At 73.8% G+C, this 26,827-nt stretch carries 17 protein-coding genes, 1 tRNA gene and 1 pseudogene; 11 read left to right on the forward strand and 8 right to left on the reverse strand.

Annotated features, from left to right (window positions below; all coding sequences use genetic code 11):
* Positions 1–22: 22 nt before the first annotated feature.
* Positions 23–95, reverse strand: a tRNA-Arg gene (locus tag ABT354_RS03715).
* Between the two features lie 307 nt (positions 96–402).
* Between ABT354_RS03715 and ABT354_RS03720 the strand changes: the two genes are divergently transcribed.
* The 10 genes and pseudogenes from ABT354_RS03720 (at position 403) to ABT354_RS03770 (ending at position 15,549) form a co-directional block, all read left to right on the forward strand.
* Positions 403–2,010: a dynamin family protein gene (locus tag ABT354_RS03720; RefSeq protein ID WP_351489170.1), complete on the forward strand. Its 1,608-nt coding sequence runs from the start codon at positions 403–405 to the stop codon at positions 2,008–2,010.
* 2 nt (positions 2,011–2,012) lie between these two features.
* A complete protein-coding gene (locus ABT354_RS03725; protein ID WP_351488497.1) occupies positions 2,013–4,019 on the forward strand; it encodes a YfjP family GTPase in 2,007 nt (668 codons plus the stop codon).
* Between the two features lie 274 nt (positions 4,020–4,293).
* Positions 4,294–4,695 (forward strand): annotated as a pseudogene (locus ABT354_RS38010) (single-stranded DNA-binding protein); the annotation flags it as partial.
* Between the two features lie 584 nt (positions 4,696–5,279).
* On the forward strand, positions 5,280–7,190 hold the full coding sequence (locus ABT354_RS38015) for a TQXA domain-containing protein (protein WP_502983310.1): 1,911 nt from the start codon (positions 5,280–5,282) through the stop codon (positions 7,188–7,190).
* A 159-nt stretch (positions 7,191–7,349) separates the two neighbouring features.
* Complete coding sequence (ettA, locus tag ABT354_RS03745) at positions 7,350–9,014, forward strand: energy-dependent translational throttle protein EttA (protein ID WP_351488503.1); 1,665 nt, start codon at positions 7,350–7,352, stop codon at positions 9,012–9,014.
* 15 nt (positions 9,015–9,029) lie between these two features.
* Positions 9,030–9,470 carry an acyl-CoA thioesterase gene (locus ABT354_RS03750; RefSeq protein WP_351488506.1) on the forward strand — a complete coding sequence of 147 codons (441 nt, stop codon included), beginning with the start codon at positions 9,030–9,032 and terminating at the stop codon, positions 9,468–9,470.
* Positions 9,467–10,153, forward strand: coding sequence for a DUF8185 domain-containing protein (locus tag ABT354_RS03755; protein WP_351488509.1), 687 nt, complete (start codon positions 9,467–9,469; stop codon positions 10,151–10,153). The genes ABT354_RS03750 and ABT354_RS03755 overlap by 4 nt, the downstream gene beginning before the upstream one ends.
* A gap of 209 nt (positions 10,154–10,362) precedes the next feature.
* Positions 10,363–13,008, forward strand: coding sequence for a GcvT family protein (locus ABT354_RS03760; RefSeq protein ID WP_351488512.1), 2,646 nt, complete (start codon positions 10,363–10,365; stop codon positions 13,006–13,008).
* Between the two features lie 121 nt (positions 13,009–13,129).
* The gene (gene solA, locus ABT354_RS03765) at positions 13,130–14,287 is read left to right on the forward strand and encodes an N-methyl-L-tryptophan oxidase (RefSeq protein WP_351488515.1); all 1,158 of its coding nucleotides are present in this window, start codon (positions 13,130–13,132) and stop codon (positions 14,285–14,287) included.
* An 83-nt stretch (positions 14,288–14,370) separates the two neighbouring features.
* Complete coding sequence (locus tag ABT354_RS03770) at positions 14,371–15,549, forward strand: aromatic ring-hydroxylating oxygenase subunit alpha (protein WP_351488518.1); 1,179 nt, start codon at positions 14,371–14,373, stop codon at positions 15,547–15,549.
* An 11-nt stretch (positions 15,550–15,560) separates the two neighbouring features.
* Here ABT354_RS03770 and ABT354_RS03775 read toward each other — a convergent pair whose 3' ends face one another.
* A complete protein-coding gene (locus ABT354_RS03775) occupies positions 15,561–15,965 on the reverse strand; it encodes a globin (RefSeq protein WP_351488520.1) in 405 nt (134 codons plus the stop codon).
* 137 nt (positions 15,966–16,102) lie between these two features.
* Here ABT354_RS03775 and ABT354_RS03780 point away from each other — a divergent pair, with 137 nt between their 5' ends.
* Positions 16,103–17,128, forward strand: coding sequence for a methyltransferase domain-containing protein (locus ABT354_RS03780; protein WP_351488523.1), 1,026 nt, complete (start codon positions 16,103–16,105; stop codon positions 17,126–17,128).
* Positions 17,129–17,158: 30 nt separating this feature from the next.
* Here the strand turns inward: ABT354_RS03780 and ABT354_RS03785 are convergent, their stop codons facing one another.
* From ABT354_RS03785 to ABT354_RS03810, 6 genes are all read right to left on the reverse strand, one after another.
* Positions 17,159–18,652, reverse strand: coding sequence for an FHA domain-containing protein (locus tag ABT354_RS03785; protein WP_351488525.1), 1,494 nt, complete (start codon positions 18,650–18,652; stop codon positions 17,159–17,161).
* Positions 18,653–18,832: 180 nt separating this feature from the next.
* A complete protein-coding gene (locus ABT354_RS03790; protein WP_351488527.1) occupies positions 18,833–20,194 on the reverse strand; it encodes a vWA domain-containing protein in 1,362 nt (453 codons plus the stop codon).
* 217 nt (positions 20,195–20,411) lie between these two features.
* Positions 20,412–21,893 carry a protein phosphatase 2C domain-containing protein gene (locus ABT354_RS03795; RefSeq protein WP_351488530.1) on the reverse strand — a complete coding sequence of 494 codons (1,482 nt, stop codon included), beginning with the start codon at positions 21,891–21,893 and terminating at the stop codon, positions 20,412–20,414.
* A 3-nt stretch (positions 21,894–21,896) separates the two neighbouring features.
* Entirely contained in the window at positions 21,897–24,419 is a 2,523-nt protein-coding gene (locus ABT354_RS03800; protein WP_351488533.1) for a serine/threonine-protein kinase, read from the reverse strand.
* Positions 24,416–25,747 carry a hypothetical protein gene (locus tag ABT354_RS03805; RefSeq protein ID WP_351488536.1) on the reverse strand — a complete coding sequence of 444 codons (1,332 nt, stop codon included), beginning with the start codon at positions 25,745–25,747 and terminating at the stop codon, positions 24,416–24,418. The genes ABT354_RS03800 and ABT354_RS03805 overlap by 4 nt, the downstream gene beginning before the upstream one ends.
* 3 nt (positions 25,748–25,750) lie before the next feature.
* Positions 25,751–26,818 (reverse strand): glutamate ABC transporter substrate-binding protein, encoded by a 1,068-nt coding sequence (locus ABT354_RS03810; RefSeq protein ID WP_351488540.1) that lies wholly within the window; start codon positions 26,816–26,818, stop codon positions 25,751–25,753.
* Positions 26,819–26,827 lie beyond the last annotated feature (9 nt).

The raw sequence follows: 26,827 nt of genomic DNA on the forward strand, positions 1-26,827 counted from the left end.
GCCGTGACATAAAAGGGAAGAGCGCCCCCGGCAGGACTCGAACCTGCGGCCAAGCGCTTAGAAGGCGCCTGCTCTATCCACTGAGCTACGGGGGCCAATGGTGGCCATGGTGCCCGGAGCCCAGGGGTCCGCGACCTTGCCGGGACAAGGATAGGGCTCCGAGCGCCTTGCCCCGGTTGCTTCACCTCCGTGGCACGATGTGGAGGTTCGGTGAAGCGAACCGATAATCGCAGGCAGGTGCGATTCCCGCAGCGCTTTTCGCGTCTCGCGTCCCGGGTGTTGTGCAGTCGTTATGCCTGCGTCCTACTCATCCCCTCTGCCCCAAGTGTCCAACCGGCGCGCAGGTGGCGTCATACGCTTCAAAAAGCGGGCGAAATTGGGCATTCTTCGCATGTGGTGACCTTGGATGCACGGCCTCAGCTGATCAACGCACTAACCGCCCTGCGCGACCGCGTCGCCGCCGTGCGTCTGCCCCTGCCCCTGCCCGGTGCGCCCCGGGCACGACAGACGCGGGTGGAGCTGCTGGCGCAGCTCGACGACTATCTGCTGCCCCGGCTGCGGGACCCCGGGGCCCCGCTGCTCGCCGTGGTCGGCGGCTCGACCGGGGCGGGGAAGTCCACGCTGGTGAACTCGCTGGTGGGACGGAGGGTCAGCGAGGCGGGGGTACTGCGGCCGACCACCCGGATCCCCGTGCTCGTCTGCCACCCCGATGATCTGCACTGGTTCGACGGGATGCGGGTGCTGCCCCACCTCACCCGGGTCTGGCTGCCCCGGCAGGAGGAGGACGGCGACGAGGGCTCCGGCGCCGGGGAAAACACCCCCGAAGGAGGGAACCGGCTGCGGGTCGAGAAGGCGTCCTCCCTGCCGCGCGGGCTCGCGCTGCTCGACGCGCCCGACATCGACTCCCTGGTCGTGGAGAACCGGCTGCTCGCCGCGGAGCTGATCTGCGCCGCCGATGTCTGGGTGATGGTGACCACGGCGTCCCGGTACGCGGACGCCGTCGCCTGGCATCTCCTGCGTACGGCGAAGGAGTACGACGCCACCCTGGTCACCGTGCTCGACCGGGTGCCGCACCAGGTGATCTCCGATGTGTCCCGGCAGTACGCGGCCCTGCTCACCAAGGCCGGGCTGGGGGAGGTCCCCCGCTTCACCATCCCCGAGCTGCCCGAGTCGGCCGGGGGCGGAACAGGGCTGCTGCCCACCACCGCCGTGGCACCGCTCGCCACCTGGCTCGCCCACCGGGTGCAGGACCCGGCCGCCCGCCAGCAGGCGCTGGGGCGTACCGCCACCGGGGTGATCGACTCCCTGCGGGCCCGGATGCCGGAGCTGGCCTCCGCCGTCGCCGGACAGTACGCCACCGCCGTTCGTCTGATGGGTGTGGTGGAGGAGGCGTACGAGACCGAGCGCGCCCGGCTGGACCGGCAGCTGGCCGCCGGGGCGGTGCTCGCCGGGGACGCCCGGACCCGCTGGCGCGGCTTTCCCCGCGACAGCGCGGCCGGGGAGGTGCTGGACTCCCTGGCCGGGAGTCTGTGCTCGCTGGTGCAGTGCGCCGTCGCCGCCGCCGACGAGCAGATCTGCGAGGCCTGGCGGCGGGAGCCCGGAGCGGGCGCGCCGGAGCTCGCCGCACGGCTCGACCAGGAGGCGCCCGAACGGATCGGGATCGCCGTCCGGCGCTGGCGGCGCGAGCTGGAGGAGCTGGCCGAGGACGAGGTCCAGGACACCGACCTGAGCACCGCGCCGGACCCCGACACCGTCGCCGCCCTGCTCGCCGCCGCCCTGCTCGGCGGGCGCCGGGCCCGGGGCGCGGGGGAACGGCTGGCCGAGCGGATCGGCGTCCAGGGCGCCATCCGGCTGCGCGACCGGGGCGGGGCCCTGACGGACGGCTGCATCGACGGCGTCCTCACCGGGGAACGGGACCGCAGACTCGCCCCGCTCGACGCCCTCGACATCTCCCCCGAGCCACAGGCCGAGCTGATCGCCGCGCTCTCCGTACTCCAGAAGGTGAGGTAACCATGGCCACCACCGCGCACACCACGGACCGCGGCCAGGACGGTGGCCAGGGCGGCGGCGACCGCACGGGCCAGGACACAACCCTGGAGAGGAGGGAGGGCGCGGGGGAGGAACGGACCGGGGAAGAGGGGCGGGAAGGCCGCGAGGAGAAGGACAAAGGGACCCGCAATGGCGCCGAACGGCGGACCACCGTCCGCTGGGACGACGGCCTGATCGCCCGCCGGGCCCGCCCGGACGGCGTCCACACCGCCACCGGCGGCCCCGGGACGACCGACGGATCCCGTGACGGGCACCGCGAACCACCCGACGACCTCTCCGCCCCCTACGGCCCCCGCGACGACCACCAGCCCATCGGCGGCAGCTACGACGGCCCCCTCCGCACCCGCCTCGACGCCCTGCGCGAACTCATCGGACTCTCCCGCACCCGGCTGGAGAGCGACGCCCTCGCCGAGGGCCGCCGGGTCCTCGACGAAGCCTCCGCCCGGCAGCGGCTCTCCTCCCGGCACACCGTCGTGGCCATCGCCGGAGCCACCGGAAGCGGGAAATCCACCCTCTTCAACGCCCTCGCGCAAGTACCCCTCTCCGAGACCGGACTGCGCCGCCCCACCACCTCCGCACCGATCGCGTGCAGCTGGTCCGAGGGAGAGGCCGGACTGCTGGACCGGCTGGCCATCCCCCCGAGGCTGCGCCGCAGACCCCTCGCCGGAGGCGAGGACGCCCTCTCCGGTCTGGTCCTCGTCGATCTGCCCGACCACGACTCGGCGCTGCTGCGCCACCGCGAACAGGTCGACCGGGCCCTGGCCCTGGTGGACGCGGTGATCTGGGTCGTCGACCCGGAGAAGTACGCCGACGCCGCACTCCACGAACGCTATCTGCGTCCCCTGGCCGGTCATGCCGAGATCACCTTCGTCGTGCTCAACCAGGTCGACCGGCTCCCCGGCGACGCAGCCGACCAGGTCCTGGACGATCTGCGCGCACTCCTGGACGACGACGGCATGGCCCTGGGCGAACACGGCGAACCGGGCGCCACCGTGCTCGCGCTCTCCGCACTCACCGGCGAGGGAGTCGGCGAACTACGGGAATCACTCGGGGAATTCGTCCGCTCCCGGACCGCCGCCGGGCGCCGGCTCGCCGCCGATGTCGACGTGGCGGCGGAAGGGCTGCGCCCGGCGTATGTCGCCCACAGCCGCAACGGCCTGGACGAACGGGCCCGGGATGAGTTCGCCGCCCGGCTCGCCGAGGCCGTCGGCGCGGGGGCCGCGGGGGAGGCCGCCGAACGCGAGTGGCGCCGACACGCCATCCGGGCGTGCGGTACGCCCTGGCTGCGGCTGTGGCGCTGGTACGAACGGGTCCGCACCCCCGGCAGCGGGTCCCCGGCGGCAGCCGTCCCGGTGGAGGAGGAGCCGACCGCGCGCCAGCGGGTGGAGCAGGCGGTACGGGCCGTCGCCGACGAGGCCGCCGCGGGACTGCCCGCCCCCTGGTCCCAGGCCGTGCGCGAGGCCGCGGTGCGCGGTGCCGAGGGACTGCCGGAGGCCCTGGACACCCTGGCCGCGCGGGAGGCCGAGGAGGCGGTCAGCCGGCCGCTGCGCCCCGCGTGGTGGCCCGCCGCGGTGCTGGCACAGATGTCCATGACCCTGCTCCAGGTGTACGGGGGGCTCTGGCTGGTGGGGCAGATCATCGGGGTCCTTTCGCCGGGGCTGCTGGTGCCGGTGCTGCTGATGACGGCCGGGGTCGTGGGCGGTCCCCTGGTGGAGTGGGCCTGTACGGCGGCGGTACGTGGCCCCGCGCGGCGGTACGGGCAGGACGCGCGGCGGCGGCTGCGCGAGGCCGCCGCCGGGTGCGGCCGGGCCATGGTGCTCGATCCGGTCGCGGGGGAGCTGCTCCGTTACCGGGAGGTGCGGGAGCGGTACGCCACGGTCGCGGGCCGGAACACGGCCACGCTGGCCGGGCGGGCGGGGCGGCGGCGCCCGGGGGCGGGGCGGGGCGGATCCCGTGCGCGCCGGCGGTGAGGTGCGGGTCCGGTCCTTGTCCCCGGCGGACACCGGCGCGCGGCGGCAGGCATCGGTGGGGAGCGGCAGGCACCGGTGGGGATCGGTGGGGAGCGGTGGGGACGCGGGACCGGTGAGAGGTTCCGCGGCCGAGTATGACAGCGCATCAGGAAGGGTGACGGCTTTGTCCACAGGGGCCTGACTGTCCACAGGGCCCAGCGGGATTCCTTGACTCGTCCCAGCATGGAATCCGGTCGGCGGCGCGCCGTCCGGAGTGGAGGGGAAGGGGACTGTCATGAACGACGCCATGGTGACGCTGGTGGGTAATGCGGCCACGCCGGTCGAGTACCGGGAGACGGCGACGGGCGGGATGGTGCGATTCCGGCTCGCGGTGACACCGCGTCGCTGGGACCGTCGGCAGGAGCGTTGGGCGGATGGCCCGACAGGCTTTTATACGGTCTTTGCCTGGCGCAATCTGGCCAGGAATCTGGCCGGTTCGGTGACGGTGGGGGAGCCCCTTCTCGTACACGGACGGTTGCGGGTACGGGAGAGTGAGCCGGAGGGTCGCCAGGCCCCCCACGACGGCGATCATCCCCGGGCCGCGCGCAGGGCTTTCGTGGATGTCGAGGCGGTGGCGGTGGGCCACGACCTCAACCGGGGGACCTCGGCGTTCCGGCGCCCGCCCAGGGAGCGGCCGGGCGGGGCGGAGCCCTCCGGAGAGCCGGTGGAGGAGGCGGTGACCTGGTCGTCCCCTCCGGCGGACCCCGCCGTCGCCGCCGCGGCGGGGGATGCCCGCCCGGGAAAATCACCGGTCGGCGCGGGTGATGACGCGGTGATGGAGTTCGCGCACGAGGGCGCGGGGGGCGCGGTCGCCGCCTCGGAGGCGCGTGCGGGCGCCCTGGTCCCGAATGCCGCGGGGGAAGCCGTCGATTATCTGAAACCGCCCTTCTGACCAGTGGTTCCCCGCAGCGGCGGGGGCGATGTGCCGACCGGGTCCGGCCGGGGGCGACCGGGGCCCGAGCGAGCCCGAGCGGGAAAGGGGGAACGGTGATGGTCCGGTGGTGCGGGATAACGATTCTGATTCGGAATGGGTGTTCGACCGTATGACGGCAGGTCGAGCCTCGCGGGCGTATCTAGGATTCCCCAGTATTCACGGGTCACTTGAGTCTGCCGGCGAGGCACATCCCTCACGCACCACATGAACACGCAGTACACACAGGCGTATGCAGTGCGTGTGCGTGCGTGTCCCCTGCGAATACCGCCTCGCCTGGAGGGAATTCTGTGTTTGCGAACTATTCCGCGTCCACCGGACGCGGACGGGGCCATGGGGCTGCGCGCCGCCGCCTCGTGGCGCTGCTGCTGACGCCCGGTCTGCTCGCGGCGAGCGTGCTGACCGGTGTGCTGGCCGGCGCGGGAACAGCCGTCGCCGACGAGGACGTTCGTCAGCAGGACGGAGCGCAGGCGACCCTGGACGGACTCGGGACCTACCACCGCGCGGTGCTCCGCGCGGACGGCCGGAGCCGCACGGTGACCGCCGGTCTCTTCGAGATGACCGTCGACGGCGGCGGACGGCTCAAGACCTATGGGATCGATCTCCACAGCCCCGCCCAGGAGCAGGCGCGGTATCTGGAGACCCCCTGGAAGCAGACCTCGCTCGGCGCGAGCCGTGACGCGGGCAGGATCCGCTGGATCCTGCGGAACTCCTACCCGCAGGTCGACGATCTCGCCCGGCTCGCCAAGAGAGCCGGTACCGGCCCGCTGACCCAGCGGACGGCGGCGGCGGGCACCCAGGTCGCCATCTGGCGCCACTCCGACGGGGCGAAGGTCACCGCGGTCGACCCCGCCGCCGAGAAGCTGGCGGACTGGCTGGAGCGGAAGGCCAGGGACGGGGCGGAGCCCCGTGCCTCGCTCAGCCTGGAGCCCAGCGTGATCACGGGCCGGCCGGGCAGCCGGATCGGTCCGCTGACGGTCCGCGCCGGTGCCGGGCGGGTCACGCTCGCCCCGGCGCCGGACGCGGCGGCCGACGGGGTCGAGGTCACCGACGCCGACGGCAAGCGGCTCACCTCGGTACGCGACGGCGCGAAGGTGTACGTCCGTGTCCCCGAGGGGCTCCCGGACGGCTCGGCCGAGCTGACCGCCCAGACGGCCACCTCCGTGCCGGTGGGCCGGGCGTTCACCTCGGGGACCGGCAGCCAGACCCAGATACTCGCCCACTCCAGTGAGTCCACCGTCTCCGCCACCACCACCGTGGTCTGGGCGGCCCAGGGGGCGATACCGGCCCTCTCGGCGCGGAACAACTGTGCCGCCCCCGGTCTGGACATCACCGCGGCCAACACCGGGGACACCCCGCTCACCTTCGAGGTGGCGGGTGGGAAGACCCACACGGTCCCGGCGGGGCGCAGCCGGACGGTCACGGTGCCGGTGCCGGAGGACCAGCCGTACGACATCCGGGTCACCGGGGCCCAGCAGCCACCGGCGGCCGGGCAGGAAGCCGCCGAGGGCCGGACCGACGACGGGGCCGAGGGCCGGGAGGACGGCCGGCCGCGGACGGAGAGCGGAAAGCTCCCGTCCGGGCCCGGTGCCCCGGCGGCAGGCCGTCCCGGGACGGCCGAGGGGTCCGGCACCACCGGGGGGCCCGCTGGGGGACCCACCGGAGCGGGCCCGGAGGACGGAAAGGGCGTGCGGCCGCAGGAGTCCCGCACGGACAGCGGCACCGGGACGGAGTCCGGAGCGGAGCCGGGGGCGAAGACCGAAACGGAAAGCCGGGCTGAAGACGGGGCGGAAAACGGGGCGGAGGTCCGGGTGGGGACGGGCGCGGACGCCCAGGACCCGGCGGGCACCGCGGACCCGGCGGGCACCGCCGCCGGGGCGGAGACGGGCGCGGACGCCCCGCCCCCCGCCGCCGAGAGCTTCAGCCGGAGCTTCCGGGGCGTGCTGGACTGCCGCACCGCCGGTCCGGCCGGTGCGTCCCCCTCGGCCTCCGCCTCACCCGTCCCTGTCTCCCAGGCGGCACCCGCCTCGGCCGGGGGAGCGGCCCTGGCGGACTCGGAGCCCATGAACTCCTCCGATGAGGACCTCGCGGCCACCGGTGGCTCCGGCATCACCCCTCTGATAGCCGGCGGGGCCGCGGTGCTGATCGCCGTCGGCGGGGCCACGCTCCTCGTCCTGCGCCGCCGCAACCCCGTGGAGTGACCCACGGGCGGGGCGATGTCACCGTACGTGACCGCCCCGCCCCCATGGTCGGGCCGATCCCACCCGCCTCCGCGCTCTGACCGGTTTCCGTCGGGGGATGGACGTACGGCAAGATGGGGTGTATCTCTGCCCACCCACTTAGCTGCCGGACGGTTTCTCTTGGCTGAGTACATCTACACGATGCGCAAGACGCGCAAGGCGCACGGCGACAAGGTCATCCTCGATGACGTGACGCTGAGCTTCCTGCCCGGCGCGAAGATCGGTGTGGTCGGCCCGAACGGCGCCGGTAAGTCCACAGTGTTGAAGATCATGGCCGGTCTGGAGCAGCCCTCCAACGGTGACGCCTTCCTGTCCCCCGGGTACACCGTCGGCATCCTGCTCCAGGAGCCGCCGCTGGACGAGTCCAAGACCGTGCTGGAGAACGTCCAGGACGGCGTGGCCGGTATCAAGGGCAAGCTCGACCGGTTCAACGAGATCGCCGAGCAGATGGCGACCGACTACTCCGACGCGCTGCTGGAGGAGATGGGCAAGCTCCAGGAGGACCTGGACCACGCCAACGCCTGGGACCTCGACGCCCAGCTGGAGCAGGCCATGGACGCCCTGGGCTGCCCCCCCGGGGACTGGGCCGTGACCAACCTCTCCGGTGGTGAGAAGCGCCGGGTGGCCCTCTGCAAGCTGCTGCTGGAGGCCCCCGACCTGCTCCTCCTGGACGAGCCCACCAACCACCTGGACGCCGAGTCCGTCCAGTGGCTGGAGGCGCACCTCGCCAAGTACCCCGGCACCGTCGTCGCGATCACCCACGACCGGTACTTCCTCGACAATGTCGCGGGCTGGATCCTGGAGCTGGACCGCGGCCGTGCCATCGGCTACGAGGGCAACTACTCCACCTACCTGGAGAGCAAGCAGGCCCGTCTGAAGGTCGAGGGCCAGAAGGACGCCAAGCGCGCCAAGCGGCTCAGGGAAGAGCTGGAGTGGGTCCGCTCCAACGCCAAGGGGCGGCAGGCCAAGTCCAAGGCCCGACTGGCCCGGTACGAGGAGATGGCGGCCGAGGCCGACAAGATGCGGAAGCTGGACTTCGAGGAGATCCAGATCCCGCCGGGGCCGCGGCTGGGCAGTGTCGTGGTCGAGGTGGAGAACCTCTCCAAGGCCTTCGGCGACAAGGTCCTCGTCGACGACCTCAGCTTCACCCTCCCGCGTAACGGCATCGTCGGCATCATCGGCCCCAACGGCGCCGGCAAGACCACGCTGTTCAAGATGATCCAGGGCCTGGAGCAGCCGGACTCCGGCACCATCAAGGTCGGCGAGACCGTCAAGATCTCCTACGTCGACCAGTCCCGCGCCAACATCGACCCCAAGAAGACGCTGTGGGCCGTCGTCTCCGACGAGCTGGACTACATCAACGTCGGCCAGGTCGAGATGCCGTCCCGCGCCTATGTCTCGGCGTTCGGCTTCAAGGGCCCGGACCAGCAGAAGCCCGCGGGCGTGCTCTCCGGCGGTGAGCGCAACCGGCTGAACCTGGCCCTCACCCTCAAGCAGGGCGGCAACCTACTCCTCCTCGACGAGCCGACCAACGACCTCGACGTCGAGACGCTCTCCTCGCTGGAGAACGCGCTGCTGGAGTTCCCGGGCTGCGCCGTGGTCGTCTCCCACGACCGCTGGTTCCTGGACCGGGTCGCCACCCACATCCTCGCCTACGAGGGCGAGTCCAAGTGGTTCTGGTTCGAGGGCAACTTCGAGTCGTACGAGAAGAACAAGATCGAGCGGCTGGGCGCCGACGCCGCTCGTCCGCACCGCGCCACCTACAAGAAGCTCACCCGGGGCTGAGGGGCGGAGTCACCCATGGCCCGGCACATCTACCACTGTCCGCTCCGCTGGTCGGACATGGACGCCTTCGGGCATGTCAACAACGTCGTCTTCCTGCGGTATCTGGAAGAGGCGCGGATCGATTTCATGTTCCGGCTGCGGCCCGGTGACGGGTCCCCGTCGTTCTCGGGCGGGTCGGTCGTGGCCCGCCATGAGATCGACTACGTGCGGCCGCTGGTCCACCGGCACGAGCCGGTGGTGATCGAGTCCTGGGTGACGCAGATCCGGTCCGCCTCCCTCACCATCGCCTATGAGGTGAAGGACGCGGAGGGCTCCGACCAGGTGTATGTACGGGCCTCGACCGTGGTGGTGCCGTACGACCTGGAGGCCGGACGCCCGCGCCGGATCACCGCGGAGGAGAAGTCCTACCTCCAGCGGTATGTGCCCACCGTGGAAGAGGACGCGCTCGTCGGATGAGCGTGCCCGTCCAGCAGTTGCGCTGTGCCGACGCGAGGGAGGCGGAGGATCTCTCCGCCTTCCTCGCCCGGCTGCTGCACTACGACCGCGCCGCCGTGGTGCGGGTCCAGGCCGGCGGCCCCGAGGGGCCCCGGCCCGAGCTGGCCGTCTTCGGCCGCCCGCCCTCCTTCGAGGTGCTGGCGGTCCGCGCCGCCCGGCTGGCCGGGCCCGCCCGGCTGGACACCACCGTCTCCGCCGGTGAGCTTCTGGAGAGCATCGGGGAGGCGGAGTTCGCCATGCCCGCCCCCGTGACCGGACCGCCGTGGGCCGGGGTGCTGCCGCCCCGGGGCGCATGGCGCGACCTGCCGGGGCTGCCCGACGCCGACGGGATGCGGCAGGCCGTGGCCTCGGCCGTCGCCGAGTTCCGCGCCCGGGACGAGGAACTGCCCGAGGAACGGCGCACCCGCGCCGAGCGGGACCGGATCGGCCGGGAGATCTGGTCCAGGACCCTCGGGGACACCCCACTGCCGCTGCGGGCGGTGCACGCCGCGCAGTCCCTCGGTTTTCTGCGGCCCGGCGTCCCGGCGGCGCTGCTCGCCAGCGGCTCCTGGCTGCGGCTGCGCACCCCCTTCGGCTCCATCGCCCTGCGCACGGCCGGGCTCGGCGCGCTCAGCGTCACCCCCACCCGTCCGCACACCCACTGACGGACCCGCCCCGGCCGTTCCGCAGGCCCGCCCGGCGGTGCGGTACGGGGTAGGTATCCCGCCGTTCGGCGGCCGTCGGCCGGGCGGCCCGGTCGATTCCCTTGACGGTGACGAACGCCGTTCCCACTATGGCTCCCATCGCGCAACCCATCGTGCACACCGCTGCGACCGGGGGTCGAGGAATGGGAAGCAGGCCCGGGAAGCCCGGCATGACCGAGGCGCCGGGGGCACCACCTCCACCACCCCCACCGCGCCCGGAGCACCCACCGTGTTCGGAGTACCCACCGCGCCCCAAGCGCCCGGCATGCTCAGCACCCCCGGAACACCCGGAACACCCGGAACACCCAACACCCCCAGCCCCCGGGACGCCGGAAGCCCCCGCCACCGGTGCCCGTACCGCCACCCGCCCGCGCGGGCCGAGTGTTCCGCCCGGTGCGCCCGACCCCCGCCGCACCCCCGTCGTCATCATCGGCGCCGGCATCGTCGGCTGCGCCCTCGCCGACGAGCTGACCGCCCGGGGCTGGAGCGCCGTCACCGTCGTGGACCAGGGCCCCCTGCCCGCCCCCGGCGGCTCCACCTCGCACGCCCCCGGGCTGGTCTTCCAGCTCAACCCCTCCCGCACCATGGCCCGTCTCGCCGCCCGCACCGTCGCCACCTTCACCCGCCTCGGCGCCTTCCACCCCGTCGGCGGCCTGGAGATCGCCACCACCGAGGAGCGCCTCGCCGACCTCCACCGCCGCGCCGGACTCGCCGCCTCCTGGGGCCTGCGCGCCGAGGTGATCCCCGCCGCCCGCTGCCACCGCCTCTGGCCCCTGCTCGCCCCCGGCCGGGTGCTCGGCGGACTCCACACCCCCGGCGACGGCATCGCCCGCGCCGTCGACGCCGCCACCCGCCACCGGGAACGCGCCATCGCCCGGGGCGCCCGCTTCCTCGACCGCCATACCGTCATCGGCGTCGAACGCGAGAAGGACCATGTCAGCGCCGTGGTCACCGACCGGGGCACCTTCCCCGCCGGGCGGGTGGTCTGCGCCGCCGGACTCTGGGGCCCCGTGATCGGCGAGCTGGCGGGCGTCACCGTACCCCTCCAGCCGCTGGCCCATCAGTACGCCCGCACCGGCCCGCTGCCGTACCCCCTCCCCGAGGGGCTGCCCATCCTGCGGCACCAGGAACACGACCTGTACTTCCGCGCCCATGGCTCCACCACCCTCGGCATCGGCTCGTACGCCCACCGGCCGCTGCCCGTCGACCCCCGCACCCTCCCCGCCTACGACGACGCCCCCGTCATGCCCTCCTCGCTCGGCTTCACCCCCGACGACTGGCGCCCCAGCTGGGACGAGGCCGTCTCGCTGCTGCCCATCCTCGGCGCCACCTCCGTCGCCGACGGCCTCAACGGCGTCTTCTCCTTCACCCCCGACGGGATGCCCCTGCTCGGCGAGGCCCCCGAACTGGGCGGCTTCTGGCTCGCCGAGGCGGTCTGGGTGACCCACTCCGCCGGAGTCGCCGAGGCCCTGGCCCAGTGGATGACCGACGGCCGCCCCGCCCTCGACCTCCATGAGTGCGACATCACCCGTTTCGAGGGAGCCCAGCGTTCCCCCGCGTACACCGCCCGGCGCGGCGCCCGCGCCTTCGCCGAGGTGTACGACATCGTCCACCCCCTCGATCCCCCCACCGACCCCCACCCCCTGCGGATCAGCCCCTTCCACCGGCGCCAGCGCGAACTGGGCGCCTACTTCCTGGAGGCCGGCGGCTGGGAACGCCCGCAGTGGTACGAGGCCAACGCGGCGCTCGCCGCCGAGGGCGACCCCCCGCCCCAGCGCGACGCCTGGTCCGCGCGCCACTGGTCGCCCATCGTCGCCGCCGAGGCCCGCGCCACCCGGGAACGGGTCGCCCTCTACGACATGACCCCGCTGCGCCGTCTGGAGGTCACCGGCCCCGGAGCCCTCGCCTTCCTCCAGCGGATGACCACCAACCAACTCGCCCGCCCCGTCGGCTCGGTGACCTACACCCTCCTCCTCGACGACCACGGCGGCATCCGCTCCGATCTCACCGTCGCCCGCCTCGGTGACCAGCACTTCCAGATCGGTGCCAACACCCCCGCCGACCCCGAGCTGTTGCGGCGCGCCGCCCCCGACACCGTCCAGGTCCGCGACATCACCGCCGGAACCTGCTGTATCGGCGTCTGGGGCCCGCGCGCCCGCGCCCTGGTCCAGTCGCTGACCCGGGACGACTTCTCGCACCGCGCCTTCGGCTGGTTCCGCGCCCGCCGCACCTGCGTCGGCGAGGTCCCGGTCATCGCGCTCCGCCTCAGCTATGTCGGCGAACTCGGCTGGGAGCTGTACACCACCGCCGATCTCGGCCTGCGGCTGTGGGACACCCTCTGGGCGGCCGGGGCGGCGCACGGAGCGGTCGCGGCGGGCCGCGGCGCCTTCGAAGCGCTCCGCCTGGAGAAGGGCTACCGCGCCTGGGGTCGCGACATGACCAGCGAGGACACCCCCTACCAGGCCGGCCTCGGCTTCGCGGTCCGCCCCGACAAGGGCGACTTCACCGGCCGGGACGCCCTGGGCTCCCGTACCCCCGACCGCCGGCTCACCTGCCTCACCCTGGACGACCCCACCGCCGTCGTCCTCGGCAAGGAACCCGTGTACGCGGGCGGCGGGCGCCGACCGGCCGGACATGTCACCAGCGCCGCGTACGGACCCACCATCGGCCGCTGTGTCGCCTACGCCTGGCTGCCCCCGCTGCCGCCCGGCACCCCCGTCCAGATCGCCTACTTCGGGGAGCGGAAGGCGGCCACCGTCGCCGAGGAACCCCTCGTCGACCCCGACATGACCAGAATCCGCAGCTCAGCGGTGTGAGAGCAGCGGAGTCGGAGCAGTGATGAGAGCAGCGCACCGAAAGCAGGGCAGCGAGAGCAGCGCGGTGCGGTGAAGTGCAGTGAGAACAGTGGTGTGAGGCGAACGGAATGAGAGAGCGGACATGGCACCGGCCTACGATGTGATCGTGCTCGGCCTCGGCGGCATGGGCAGTGCCGCGGCGGCCCATCTCGCCGCCCGGGGCGTCCGGGTCCTCGGCCTGGAACGCTTCGGCCCCGTCCACCGCCATGGCTCCAGCCACGGCGGCTCCCGGGTCACCCGGCAGTCCTACTTCGAGGACCCCGCCTATGTCCCGCTCCTGCTGCGAGCCTATGAGCTGTACGAGCAGGTCGAACGGGACACCGGCCGGGACATCGCCCTGCTCTGCGGCGGTGTGATGCTCGGCCCGCCGGACTCCCGCACCGTCGCGGGCGCCCGCCGCTCAGCCGACCAGTGGGGCCTGCCCCATGAGATCCTCGACGCCCGCGAGATCCGCCGCCGCTTCCCCACCCTGACCCCCGCCGACGAGGAGATCGGCCTGTACGAGGCCCGCGCCGGGCTGCTCCGCCCCGAGGCCACCGTCGCCGCCCATCTCCAGCTCGCCACCCGCCACGGCGCCGAGCTGCACTTCCAGGAACCGGTCACCCGCTGGGAGCCGTACCGGGACGGGGTACGGGTCCACACCCCCGACGACACCTATACGGCCGGGCATCTGGTGATCTGCCCCGGCGCCTGGGCGCCCCGACTGCTCGCCGACATCGGGGTGCCGATCAGGATCGAGCGCCAGATCATGTACTGGTTCCAGCCGCACGGCGGCACCGGCCCGTACCACCCCGACCGGCACCCCATCTATGTCTGGGAGAACACCGCCGGGACCCAGGTCTACGGCTTCCCCGCCATCGACGGTCCCGACGGCGGGGCGAAGGTCGCCTTCTTCCGGCAGAACGGCACCCCCTGCACCCCCGAGACCATCGACCGGACCGTCCACGACCATGAGGTGGAGACCATCGCCGGGCGGCTCGCGACCTCGCTGCCCACCCTCCCCGGGCGGCTGATCAAGGCCGTCACCTGCATGTACTCCACCACCCCCGATGAGCACTTCGTGATCGCCCGCCATCCGGCGCACCCCGGGCACACCACGGTGGCCTGCGGCTTCTCCGGCCATGGCTTCAAGTTCGTCACCGTGGTGGGGGAGATCCTCGCCGATCTCGCCCTGGACGGCACCACCCGCCACCCCATCTCGCTCTTCGACCCCGGCCGCTTCGCCCACGCGCCCGCCTGAGCCCACCCGTCCGTCCGAACCCACGCGCCCGTCGGAGCGCACCCGTCCGCCGGAGCGCACCCGCCCGTCCGAGGGGGCCCGCCATGGCAGCACCGACCGGAGCCGCGCCCGACGGCGGCAGCCTCATCCGTACCCTCCCCGGTCACGCCTACAGCACCCCGGAGTCCTTCGCCCGGGAACAGGAGCGGATCTTCGAGGCGCTGTGGTTCTGCGCGCTGCGCTCCGCCGACCTGGCGGCCCCCGGCGCCTTCCGCACCGTACCGATCGGCCGGGAGAACGTCCTGGTCGTCCGGAACACCGCCGGTGAGCTGCGCGCCTTCCTCAATGTGTGCAGCCATCGCGGCACCCGGCTCTGCACGGAGGAGTCGGGTACGGTCCGCCGCACCCTGCGCTGCCCGTACCACTCCTGGAGCTATGACCTCGACGGCTCCCTGGTCGCCGCCCCCCATCTGGCGCGGATGCCGCAGCTCGACCGGGGCGCCCATGGGCTGCGCCCGGTCGCCCTGCGGGAGTGGCTCGGCTATGCCTGGCTCTGTCTCGCCGACCGCCCGCCCTCCTTCGACACCGAGGTCCGGGGCGCGGTCACCGGGCGTCTCGGGGACGGTGCCGCCATCGACCACTACCGGGTCGACACCCTGGCCCTCGGCCGCCGGATCCGTTACGACGTACGGGCCAACTGGAAGCTGCTGATCGAGAACTTCATGGAGTGCTACCACTGTCCGACCATCCACCCCGAACTGGTCGCGGTGCTGCCCGAGTTCGGCGGGGGCTACGCCGCCCAGACCGGCGTCGGCCGGGGAGTCGCCTTCGCCGAGGAGGCGCGCGGCTTCACCGTCGACGGCGGCGAGGGCTTCGGCCGGCTCCCGGAGATCGCCGACCACCAGGACCGGCGCTACTTCGCGATCACCGTCCGCCCGCAGGTCTTCATCAATCTGGTGCCGGACCATGTGATCGTCCACCGGATGTTCCCGTACGCGTACGACGGCACGGTGATCGAGTGCGACTGGCTCTACGCCCCCGAGGTGATCGCCTCGGGTGCGGACACCGGGCGCTCGGTCGAGCTGTTCCACCGGGTCAACGAGCAGGACTTCGCGGTCTGTGAGCGCACCCAGCCCGGGATGGCGTCCCGCGCCTACCGGGCCGGAGGGGTGCTGGTCCCGGCCGAGCGCCACATCGGGGAGTTCCACTCCTGGGTGACCGGGATGCTGGCCGACCCACCCGGCCCACCCGACCCGACCGACGGCCCGGAGGGCCCAGGCTGACCCGGGGCAGCTCAGCCCGGGGTGTTCACCATCGACGCGGCGGCATAGACCAGATAGTCCCAGAGCTGGCGCTCGTGCTCCGGGGACAGCTCCAGCTCGTCCACGGCGTCCCGCATGTGCCGCAGCCAGGCGTCGTGCGCGGCCCGGTCCACGACGAAGGGGACATGCCGCATCCGCAGCCGGGGGTGGCCGCGCTCCTCGCTGTAGGTGCGGGGGCCGCCCCAGTACTGCATCAGGAAGAGGGCGAACCGCTCCTCGGCGGGGCCGAGGTCCTCCTCGGGGTACATGGCCCGCAGCAGCGGGTCCTCGGCTACTCCCTGGTAGAAGCGGTGCACCAGCCGCCGGAAGGTGGGCTCGCCGCCTACCTGCTCGTAGAAGGTCCGCTCGTCGAGGCTGCCGCGCCGGATCTCAGTCACCTGTCCATGGTCTCAGACACCGCGGACGAGGACCGATGGCCTAGGTCCCCTACGCCTGGGCCCTCTGACCCTCCGGCCCTCCTGCTCACGGGCGTGGATGTTCGCACGGTCCGGGGCCGGTGCAGCAGAGTGGAGACATGGGGTCGTCACTGGAACCGTATGCCGAGCCCGCCACCGAGGCCCGCGCCGCCCTGGCGCGGCTGCTGCTCTCCGCGGGCGTCCTCACCGATCCGTCCTGGCGGCTCGCCTTCGAGGAGGTGCCCCGGCATCTCTTCGTCCCGTACTACTTCGTGCCCCGGGACGCCATCGTGCCCGGTGCCGGGCGGTACGAGCGGCTCTGGCGGGAGGACCCCGATCCGGTACGCCGGAACCGCTGGCTGCGGGGCGCCTACTACGACGGGCCGCTCGCCACCCGGGTCCGTGACGGTGAGCTGATCTCCTCCAGCAGCCGGCCCTCCCTCATGGCCCTGATGCTCCACGCGCTGGAGGTGCGGTACGGGGATGCCGTCCTGGAGATCGGCACCGGCACCGGCTACAACGCGGCCCTGCTCTGCCACCGGCTCGGCGACGACCGGGTCACCACCGTCGACAGCGAGCCGGAGATCGCCGACTCGGCGCGGGCCCATCTGGCCGCCGCCGGATTCCGGCCGACGGTGATCACCGGTGATGGCTCGCGCGGCTGCCCGGAGCGCGGCCCGTACGACCGGATCCTGGCGACCTGCACCGTACCGGCCATCCCGTACGCATGGCTGCCGCAGTGCCGTCCCGGTGCGGTGATCGTCGCCCCGCTCTCCACCGGTCTGATCGTGCTGCGGGTACGCGGGGGCGGGGCGGAGCCGAGTGCGGAGGGGAGGTTTCTCCGGATCCCGGTGCATTTCGTACCGCTACGGGGCGGTGCGCCGGGGCAGCGGTCACCGCGACGGGGGCCGCTTCCCCGGGGGCCGCTTTCCCGCGGGGCGATGGAGAACGATTCCTTCCGCTTCCTGCTGACCCTCACCGCGGACGGGCTCGATCCGCATGAGGCGCTCTCGCTCTGGCGGCGGGAGCGCCGTCCCGCCCGGGACCGTTTCGGGGTCACGGTCCGGGGGCGGCGGCAGTGGGCCTGGCTGGACGATCCCGAGGGGCCCTATGTGTGGCCCCTCGGGCGGCGCGACCCCGGCTGAACACCGGGAGCGGCGCCGGTCCGTGCCGGGTCAGTCGCGGTGGACGGTGATCGTCGTCCAGGCCCCGACATGCACCCGGTCGCCGTCGTTCAGCGGGACCGGAACATACGGCTGGATCGGTTCCTCACCGCCGTTGAGCGTGGTGCCGTTGGTGGAGTTCTGGTCGACGACCGCCCAGCCGCCGTGCGGCTGCTGCACCAGGACGGCGTGCTTGTGCGAGACCCCCGGGTCCTCCGGCGGCACCGACAGATCGATATCGGGCGCCTCCCCGGTGGACTGTCTGCGGCGGCCGATGGTGATTTGGCTGCCGGAGAGCTGGAGATGCTGCTCAGGGGCGTACGCGGGCAGGCTGAGGCCGCCGGCGTCCGGTCCGCTGCGCTGCATCATCGCCGTGAAGTACTCACGGTCCGGGGCGATGACGGCGGTCCAGCCGCCGGGGGACTGGTACGAGGGCGGCGACTGGTGCTGACCGGGCGCCGACCCCGGCCCGGGGTGCTCCGGCTGCCCCGGCCCCTGCGGGAAGGGCGAGGAGGACTGGGAGGGCGGCGGCAGCATCCAGTCGTCCGCCGCCGGGGCCGGGGGCTGCTGATGGCGCGGCGGCGCGGTGGGCGCGGAGGCCTGGTGCGGGAAGCCGGGCGGGGGCGCCAGGGGGGCCGAGGGGCCGGGCGGGACCTGCGGCCCCGGCCGCGCGGGCTGACCCGGGCCGCCCTGCTGCCCCGGACCACCCTGCGGACCGTGCCCCTGCGGACCCGGTCCCTGCTGTCCGGGACCCTGCTGTCCCGGGCCGCGCTGCCCCGGCCCGGGCTGTCCCGGTCCCTGGGGGAACGGCGAGGACGGGCCCGGCGGCGGGAAGGAGCCATGCCCCGGGCCGTCGCCGAACGCCTCGGCGGGCCGGTTGAGCTGGGACGGACGTGAGCCGTGATAGCCGAACGGGTCGGCACCCCCGGGACCGCCCCCGGGACCGCCACCATGACCACCGGGGCCACCGTGACCCCCTGGACCTCCGGGGCCACCCGGGCCTCCGGGACCACCGGGCGACCCGGGAAAGCCACCCTGGCCCCCCGGCCCCATCGGACCGCCGGGCCCACCGGGACCCATCGGACCCCCCGGCCCCTGATGCCCCGGAGCGCCATGAGAGCTGTGGGAACCGTGGGAGGAGCCATGGGGACCGCCCGGCCCCGCCCCCGGCGGCCGGTTGGTGAAGCCCGAAGGAAGGTTCACCCCCGCCGACGGAGGCTGCGGCGCCGGAGCGATCGGCGTGTACGAGGTCGCCTTCTGGGTCACGAAGTTGAACCGGCATTCCTCGCAGAACGGGGCGTTCGCCTCCCGGGGCGTCCGGCACTGCGGGCACAGCTCCGCCTGGGCGGTGGCATGCGGATCGCGGCCCGGCCCCGGATACCCGTAACCGGGCGGCGGGGGAGGCGGTACGGCACCGGTCGGAGCGCCGGGACCGTCCATGCGGTGGCCACAGACCTCGCACCAGTCGTCGGCTCCCGACCGGTGTCCGTTCGGGCAGGTCGGCATGGAGGCGCTTCCCCCTCTCCTCGTCCGGCCCGAGGGCCGTGTCCTGTCGTGCTCATCACGCGCTCTCACGCGTACGGAAAAATCGCTCGCCACGAACTTGCTCGCCACGAACCTGCTCGCCGCGAAACGTTGCTCGCCACGAACTCGCTCACACGGCCGACGGCCGCCGCGCGACGGGACCTATCTCTTCACCCGCACCGTTTTCGTGGAGCGTGTTTCGAGCGTCATCTCATCGGCCTCGGCGACCTTGGCCTTCAGTCGCACAGTACCTGTCGCCGCGTCCACCACGTCCACCACCTTCGAAAGGAGTTTCGCGGTGTCCTCGTTTCCGGAGGCCGCCGCGAGCTGCACCGCACGGCCCAGCCGGGCGGTCGCGCCGTCGAAATCCCCCAGCTTGCGCGCGTCCAGACCGAGCTGGATCGCCTGGGCCAGCTCCGCCTGCCCGGTGTAGTGGGCGACCTGCGGATTGATCCCGGTCGTCGCGGCCAGATCGTCGGTCCACACCGCCCGGATCAGCCCCTGCGACAGCACCTCGGGCGCCCCCGCGCCCATGGCGTCGGGGATGATCAGCGAGGCACGGGCGGCCAGCATCTCCCGGCCGATCCCCGCCTCCGGCACCCGGACGCAGAGGTGGTAGTCCCGGGACTCGTCGCCCCAGGAACCCGTCGGGTAGTCCCCGATCCGGGGCGCCGCGTCGGTCCGCCGGGCGGTCAGATCCTCCACCGTCGGCGCCACCTGCTTCACGAACTGGATCTCCACCCCCACCGGGGTCCACAGCCGCAGCGCCACATCGGCGACCCCCTTCCCCATCGCCTTCTCCATCATGCCGGTGAAGTCGGCGGCGAGCTGCGCCGGATCGGCGACGATGTCCGCCGTGCCGAGCAGCGCCGAGGCGATGCCGGTGACCTCCTTGACCTCCCAGTCGGTGCCCACCCCGCGCGCGTCACAGGTGAACCGTCCGGCCAGCCGGTCCAGGGTGGCGCGCAGATCGGCCGGGCTCTCGTGCTCATTGCGCCCGTCGGTGAGGAGGATGCCGTGGCGGATGGGGCTCCGCGCGGTGGTGAGCAGGGTGTCGGTGAGGGAGAGCCAGGTACCGATCGCGGTGCCGCCGGAGGCGGTGAGCGACCGCAGGGCCTCCTTCGCCTGAGCCCTGTGGGCGGCGTCAGCGGTGGCCAGCCGGCCGCCGCCGGGGTAGACCTCGACGGCCCGGTGGGTCCCCGCGACCACCGCGAACTCCACACCGTCGCGCAGGGTGTCGATCGCGGCGGCGGTGGCCTCCCGGGCGTTGCGCATCTTGGCGGGCGGGTAGTCCATGGAGCCCGAGCAGTCCACCATGAGCACCACGGCCGCGCCGGGCACCGCTCCCGCGCGGTCCACCGGTTCCGCCGTCCCGGCCCGCAGGGGGGCGCCCCCGCTGGTGCCGCCGCCGGTGGAGGTGACCGTGACGATCGCGTTCACCTCGCGCCCGCCTTCGGGGAGGTACTCGTTCTGGTACACCTCGACGGAGAACTGCGGCACCTGCGACTTGGCGAAATTGGCCATCTGATGGACTCCTTGAGGGCCTTGGGGCTCCACTCGGGGTGCCCGGGTCACCGGGCGGGCACGGCCGTACGGGCCGGACTCCCCCGGTGCCGGATCCCGGCGGCCGGTACCTGGTGCCGGGGGCCCGCCCCGTCGCGGGCCCCCGCCTTGCTGGTCATGCGCGGCTGGTCATGCGCCGCTGGTCATGCGCTGTTCGGCCGGTGCCGGGCGCCGGCCGTCAGGGCCGGTGGTGCCGGTCGGGGGAGGGACGTGTACCGGCCGGTGCCACGGGGAAGGGCAGCACCGCCACGGTGATGTTGTCGTGGCCGCCGCCGTCGAGGGCGTGCACCACCAGGGAGCGGGCCGCGGGCAGCGGCCGGGCGGCGGCGTCCACGGGGACGGTCCGGGCCATGGCCGTCGGGGCCTCCGCGTAGTTCCACAGGCCGTCGGTGCAGACCACCACCACCCCGGGGTGGTCGGGGGCGAACGCGATCACATGCGGGTCCAGTTCATAGGCGTCGGCGCCCAGCCACCCGGTGATGGCGTGCGCCCGCTCGTCCGCGTACGCCTCCGCCTCGCCCATCAGCCCCGCGGCGACCATCTGGGCGGCCCAGGAGTCGTCCTCGGTGAGCCGGGAGGCCTGCCGGGAGCGGTCGTCGGGCACCCAGTAGACCCGGCTGTCGCCGATCCAGCCGACGATCAGCAGCCCGCCGGCCGAGACCGCCGCGGCGATGGTGCAGGCCGGGGCGTTCAGCCGGTGGTGGGGCTCCGGTGTCCGGGGATCACCCCCGGACGGGGGCTGCTTGGCGAGGTCGTTGACGGCCGCCCCGGCGGCGAGGATCGCGTCACGCATGGCCTGCTGGGGGTGGACGCCCCGGGGGAGCGCCGCCAGCAGCAGCTCATCGGCGGTCCGGGCGGCGGCCCGTGACGCCTCGTCGGGCCGGGTCGCCGAGGAGACCCCGTCACAGACGACGGCGACGGTCGCGGGGGAGCCATCGGGCAGGGCGGTCACGGACACCGCGAAGGCGTCCTCGTTCCGGTGGTGGCGCCGGCCCCGGTCGCTGACGGCCGCCACCGAACTCAGCTCCAGCTCCTGGTGGTCCCGTGCGTCGGGCTGGGCGTGCCCGCAGGTCTCGCAGTACCCGTCCCGGTCGACCCGGCCGGCCCGGCAGGCGGCGCAGACGGTGCCCGGCGCCCCGGCGGGGGCGGGGCCGCCGGGGGCCCGTGGATCCCCGCCGCTCCCGGGGGCCACCGGAGCGGTCCCGCCGCCCCCCGGAGGGTCCATCACCCCGTGCTGGGGCGCCGGGGAACCGGGGTGCGGGGCCTGCCCGGACGGCTCCTGATACGGGTACGGGGGCGAGCCCTGCTCCTGGCGCGCGCCGGGCTCCGGGTACGCGCCCGGACCCTGGTAAGCGGACGGCTCCGGGTACGCGGCCGGGGCCGGGGTCGGGGTCGGTGACTCCGGGTAAGAGGGTTCCGGGTACGCGGGTTCCGGGTATCCGCCCCGTCGCTGCGACGCGTCCGGACCACCCCCCGGCGGCGGCACGGAGACCCCCGGCCCCTGGCCGAAGGGCGGGGACCCGATGGCGAGGGTGGGCCGGTCGCTACCGGCCGGCACCCCCTGTCCACAGGCCCCGCAGTAGCGGTCCTCCTGCTCCAGCGGCTCCGCGCAGGCGGGGCACATCCGGTCGGCGTCGGGCCGGTGCATCTGCGGCGACATCAATCACACCCACGTCCGGGGGCGGTAGCGGTTGGCGCGCTCCACCAGGTCGATCCGCTCCTCGCCGTGCTGGGCGAGCCGGGCGAGTGCCCGGAAGGAGCGTTCCAGTCCGAAGCGCAGACCGCGCTCGTCCAACGCGCAGCCGAGCAGCGACACGGGCCCGGCGGATGGATCACCGGACCCCGGCGCGCTCGGCGGGGCCGGTACGGACGGACGGGCTCCGGGACTACCGGAGAGTACCCAGTCCAGCGCCGTGCCCAGTACCTCCGTGGTCAGCCACTCGCGCCGCACCGGGTCCAGACCCGCCGCCGTCAACTCCGCCACCTGGTCCGCCGAGGCCACCAGATCGTCCAGCAGAGGGGCATCGGCGGGGCGCCGCCGCAGCCGGGCCCGGACCGCCGCCACCCGGGCGGCGGTGCAGTGGACCGACAGCTCCGGCACCGACTCCAGCGCGGCGACCGCCCCCGCCCGGTCGCCCGCCGTGAGCCGCACCCGGGCCAGCCCGAACGCGGCCCCCACATAGGAGAGGTCACTCGTCCACACCAGCCGGTAGAACTCCGCCGCGCTCTCCGTCCGGCCCAGCACCTCGGCACAGAGCGCCAGCGCGAGTTTGGGCGCGGGCTCACCGGGCAGGGCGTCGTACACCGCGTCGAAGCAGTCCGCCGCCGTCCCGTGGTCCCCGGCGGCCAGCGCGGTCAGGCCCCGGTACCAGACCGTCCGCCAGGCGTCGGCCGGGACGTCCCCCGTACCCTCCCCGCCGTCGGGCGCGGTGGACCGGTCGAGGACCGCCGCGGCCTCCTCGGGCTCCCCCGCCTCCAGCAGGGCCCGGACCTCCCGCAGCCGGATCCCGGCCGAGGGGTCGGGCACGGCCCGCAGTGCGGCGATCAGTTCGGCGGGGGACGCGGGCATCGGACCCGCCAGATGTCCCGCGTGCGGGTCGCCCGGATCGACCCGGGGGACCGGCAGCGCGAGCGCGGCGGCCGGTACGTCGAGCGGGGCGAGCAGCCCGACACGCGGCGCCACCATCGGCTCGCCGCGCCCCCGCGGACCCGTGGGGCGTACGCCCAGCCGTGACACCTCCTCCTCGGCCGCCGGGGTGAACAGCTCCGTACCGGTGACCCGTACCTCGGGGCCGAAGAGCGTCGACAGCGCCGGACGGGGACGGCCCGTCCGGAGCGCGACCACCTCCCGCAGCACCCCCGTCAGCTGCTCGGCCATCTCCTGGGCGGAGGCGAACCGCCGCTCCGGATCCGGGTCCGTCGCCCGGACCAGCAGCCGGTAGAACGACTCGTACGTCCGGAACACCTCGACGTGCTCCGGGCTCGGCAGCGAGTCCGCGAACACCGTGGTGTAGCCCTGGAAGTCGAGGGTCAGCACCGCGAGGGTCCGGGCCACCGTATAGAGGTCGGAGGCGACCGTCGGCCCCGTCTCGCCGACCTCGGGGGCCTGGTAGCCCACCGTGCCGTAGATCGCGGAGTCCGGATCGTCCATCCGCCGCACCGCGCCCAGGTCGATCAGCTTCAGCTGGTCCCCCTGCTGGATCGCGTTGTCGATCTTGAAGTCGCAGTAGATCAGGGACCGGCTGTGCAGATGACCCAGGGCGTCCAGCGCCTCGATGCCATAGGCGCACGCCTGCTCCACCGGCATCGGATCGCGCCGCCCGGAGGCGTCCCGGCGGTCGTTGGCCAGCTCCTTCAGGGACTTGCCGCCCACGTACTCCATGACGATGTAGCCGTCGAGGGAGCCGGTCCGCTGGTCCAGATGTTCCACGAAGTTGTAGATGCGGACGATGGTGGCGTGCTCGATCTCGGCGAGGAAACGGCGCTCGGCGATGGCGGCGGCCATGGCGTCCTGGTCGCCCGTGTCCAGCAGCCCCTTGAGGACCACCCAGCGCTCCGAGACCGCGTGGTCCACCGCCAGATAGATCCAGCCGAGGCCGCCATGGGCGAGACAGCCCACCACCTCGTACTGCCCGTGCACCACATCACCGGCGGCCAGCTTGGGGACCAGCGAGTACGGATGGCCGCAGGAGGTGCAGAAGCCCTCGGTGCGCCCCGGGCGGTCCCCGCGTGAACGGCCCACGGGGGCGCCGCACTCCGCACGGGAGCAGAATCGCTTCCGCTCGGGGACCTCCGCATGGGCCATGACGGCGGCGCGGGGATCGGGGCGGGGCACCTCGGGGACGGAGAACAGGCCCGCGCCCAGCCGGCCGCGCCCCGACGGCACGGAGGGCGCCGTCGCCTCCGAGGAGCCCGGCCCGGATCCCGTTGAGCGCACGGAGTTGCGTACGGAGACCGAGCGTCCGGAACGCCCGGAGCCGGTGCCCCGGGAGCGGGACAGCTGCCCCGGGACCGATGCCCGGGACGACCCCGACGACCCCGATGACTCCGACGACTCCGGTGCGGCGGCCGTCCCCGACCCGCCCCCCGGCGCGAGGCCGCAGGTGTCGCAGTACAGCACCCCGCCGCCCATATCCTCGTACACACCCGGACATCCCGCCCGGCCGCATACCTCGCCCGCGTTCATCCCCCGCCCCCCTCGCCCCCGGCGCCCGGCGCCCGGCCGTCCAGCACCTCCGCCACCGCCCACTGATAGCGCAGCACCGCCTGCTCGGCGGCGCGCAGATCACAGGGCGCGCTCCACAGCATCCGGCGCCCCTGGTCGTACCGCTCGACCAGCAGCGGATCCTCCGCGCAGCCGTGCCGGGTCGCCTTCGCCCGGTACGCGTCCAGCCGCCCCCGCAGCTCCGCCCGGACCGCCAGCGGCGCGGTGACCGCCGTCAGGGACTCGCGCGCCCGCAGCAGCTCCTCCTCCGCCTCCCGCTCCAGCGCCTCCAGCAGCGGGGAGAGCCGGTGCCACTGGGCCCGCCTGCGGTACTCCGCCGCCCGGCCCAGCCGCTCCTGGAGCGCCGTCGGCGGGCCGCTGACCGCGGGCACCTCCGACGCGGCGATCTTCGCCAGCACCTCACCCCGGGCGGTACGGGCCTCCGCGAGGGTGCGGTCGGCGCGGGAGAGCACATCCCGCAGCCGCAGCAGCCGCTGCTCGGAGTCCTGCCGCACCTGGAGCACCGCCTCCACCTCGCGCCGGATGTCGTCCAGGGCGCGCGCGGCCCCGTCGTACCGCTCGGTGTCCGGCCGGCCGCCCCCGGGGGCCGAACTCCCCGGAGTGGGACGCCAGAAGGCCAGCGGATCGGAGATCACCTGGGCCCGCAGGATCGTCAGCTCCCCGGTGATCGCCTCCAGCTCGTCCCCCGCCGGGTGCTCCCCGGGGCGTACCCCGGCGGCGTGCGCCAGCGAACGGGTGCGCTGGAGCTCCGCCGAGAGCAGATCGATCCGGGCGGGCAGCGCCGACCAGACCGCGTCGGCCGTGACGACGACATCGAGCGAAGCGGCGTACAACCCGTTCATCCGCTCCACCAGCTCCTCCAGGGTGAACTCCTCGGCGAGCCGGAACGGGCCGTCGACGGAGAGCCCGATGAACCCCGGCGGCGCCGACACCGTCACCCGGCGGCCCCGCAGCCGGTCGGTCAGCTCCACCAGGTCCTCCCGGCCGGGCCAGCGGCGGCGCGCCCGCAGCTCCCGTACCTCCGTGAGGGCGTCGGTGTACGCGTCGAAGAGATCCCAGAGTCTGCCGATCGACTCGTCGGCGACGATCCAGCGCTCCCGGGTGGTCCCGGTCAGCTCGGCGCCCTCCAGGAGTCTGCGGCCCGCGTGGTCCTGGAGCGCGAGCAGCGAGGTCTCGATGGCCTCGTGCTCGGCGCCGAGGCGGCCCAGCGCGCGGTCCACCTCGTCCCGGTCCATGGTGCTTCCCGCAGGCCCCGCTCCGGAGCCGGGGGCCGCTCCCGCGACGCCCATCGATCACCTCTCCCGTTCGTGGTACTTGGGGTCCGGGGGCCTCGTGATCCCGGGCAGGTCCTTGGCGAGCCAGTGCCGGTACGCCTTGATCCAGGAGCCGTCGGAGCGGTACTCCTCCAGCACCTTGTTGATCCGGCGCACCAGGTCCTCCTTGCCCAGCTTGGTGGCCACGCCGTAGTACTGGAACTTGAAGGGGACGCCCTTCAGCTCCATCGCCGGGTCCTGGGCCGCCTGGCCCGCGGCGAGGGCGCTGTCGGTGAGCACGGCGTCGGCCAGGCCCTCCTGGATCCGCACCAGACAGTCCAGCTGGTTGGGGACGGTGAGGAGGTCCTCGTCGGCGGGGTTGCCGTCGTTGCGGTCGCGGTGGACCGCGCCCTGGGTCTCCTCCGCCAGGGCGTCGGTCGCGGTCGAACCCTCCGCCGTGCAGAGCCGCTTGCCCCGCAGCGAGCTGTTCCACCCGGTGATGTCGGATTCCTCGGGCGCGAGGATCTGCTGGCCGGTCCGGAAGTAGGCGGTGGAGAAGGCGACCTGCTTGATCCGCTTGCAGTTGATCGTCATGGTGCGCACCACGATGTCGACGCGCTCCGAGTCGAGGGCGGAAACACGCTGGTTGGTGGAGACCGCGCGGAAGACCACGGCCTTCCGGCTGCCGAGCAGATCCTCGGCGATGGTGCGGGCGAGGTCGATGTCGAAGCCCTTGATGTCGCCCGAGATCGGATCGCGGTAGCCCCAGCGGTAGCTGTTCTGGTCCACGCCGACGATCAGATAGCCGCGCTTCCTGATCGCCCGGATCGTGGGCCCGTCCTCCGGGGAGGGGCGCAGCGACCGTTCGGGCTCGGTGCACTTCTCCGCCGCGGTCAGGGTGACCGGGGGCGGCCCGCCGGTCCGGGAGTCCGGGGCCGGGGCTCCGGCCGCGCCCCAGGAGAGCGGGAGCAGGGTGGCGGCGATGGTCAGCGCGCAGGCGGCGGCCATGCCCGCCACGCCGCCCCAGCCGCGCAGCCCGCGGCGCCCGCTCCGGTGTCCTTCCCGGCTCCCGCCGGTGCCCCCGGCTTCGATGGCCCGGTCCGTCATCTCTCCCCC

Origin of the sequence: Streptomyces sp. NPDC000594 (assembly GCF_040299965.1) — a bacterium.
GTDB lineage: Bacteria > Actinomycetota > Actinomycetes > Streptomycetales > Streptomycetaceae > Streptomyces.

Coding starts and splice junctions, on each gene's coding strand:
- ABT354_RS03810 (WP_351488540.1), bottom strand. CDS start 26,818: ATGACGGACCGGGCCATCGAAGCCGGGGGCACCGGCGGGAGCCGGGAA.
- ABT354_RS03725 (WP_351488497.1), top strand. CDS start 2,013: ATGGCCACCACCGCGCACACCACGGACCGCGGCCAGGACGGTGGCCAG.
- ABT354_RS03785 (WP_351488525.1), bottom strand. CDS start 18,652: ATGCCGACCTGCCCGAACGGACACCGGTCGGGAGCCGACGACTGGTGC.
- ABT354_RS03780 (WP_351488523.1), top strand. CDS start 16,103: ATGGGGTCGTCACTGGAACCGTATGCCGAGCCCGCCACCGAGGCCCGC.
- ABT354_RS03795 (WP_351488530.1), bottom strand. CDS start 21,893: ATGTCGCCGCAGATGCACCGGCCCGACGCCGACCGGATGTGCCCCGCC.
- solA (WP_351488515.1), top strand. CDS start 13,130: ATGGCACCGGCCTACGATGTGATCGTGCTCGGCCTCGGCGGCATGGGC.
- ABT354_RS03805 (WP_351488536.1), bottom strand. CDS start 25,747: ATGGGCGTCGCGGGAGCGGCCCCCGGCTCCGGAGCGGGGCCTGCGGGA.
- ABT354_RS03760 (WP_351488512.1), top strand. CDS start 10,363: ATGACCGAGGCGCCGGGGGCACCACCTCCACCACCCCCACCGCGCCCG.
- ABT354_RS03755 (WP_351488509.1), top strand. CDS start 9,467: ATGAGCGTGCCCGTCCAGCAGTTGCGCTGTGCCGACGCGAGGGAGGCG.
- ABT354_RS03800 (WP_351488533.1), bottom strand. CDS start 24,419: ATGAACGCGGGCGAGGTATGCGGCCGGGCGGGATGTCCGGGTGTGTAC.
- ABT354_RS03750 (WP_351488506.1), top strand. CDS start 9,030: ATGGCCCGGCACATCTACCACTGTCCGCTCCGCTGGTCGGACATGGAC.
- ABT354_RS03790 (WP_351488527.1), bottom strand. CDS start 20,194: ATGGCCAATTTCGCCAAGTCGCAGGTGCCGCAGTTCTCCGTCGAGGTG.
- ABT354_RS03770 (WP_351488518.1), top strand. CDS start 14,371: ATGGCAGCACCGACCGGAGCCGCGCCCGACGGCGGCAGCCTCATCCGT.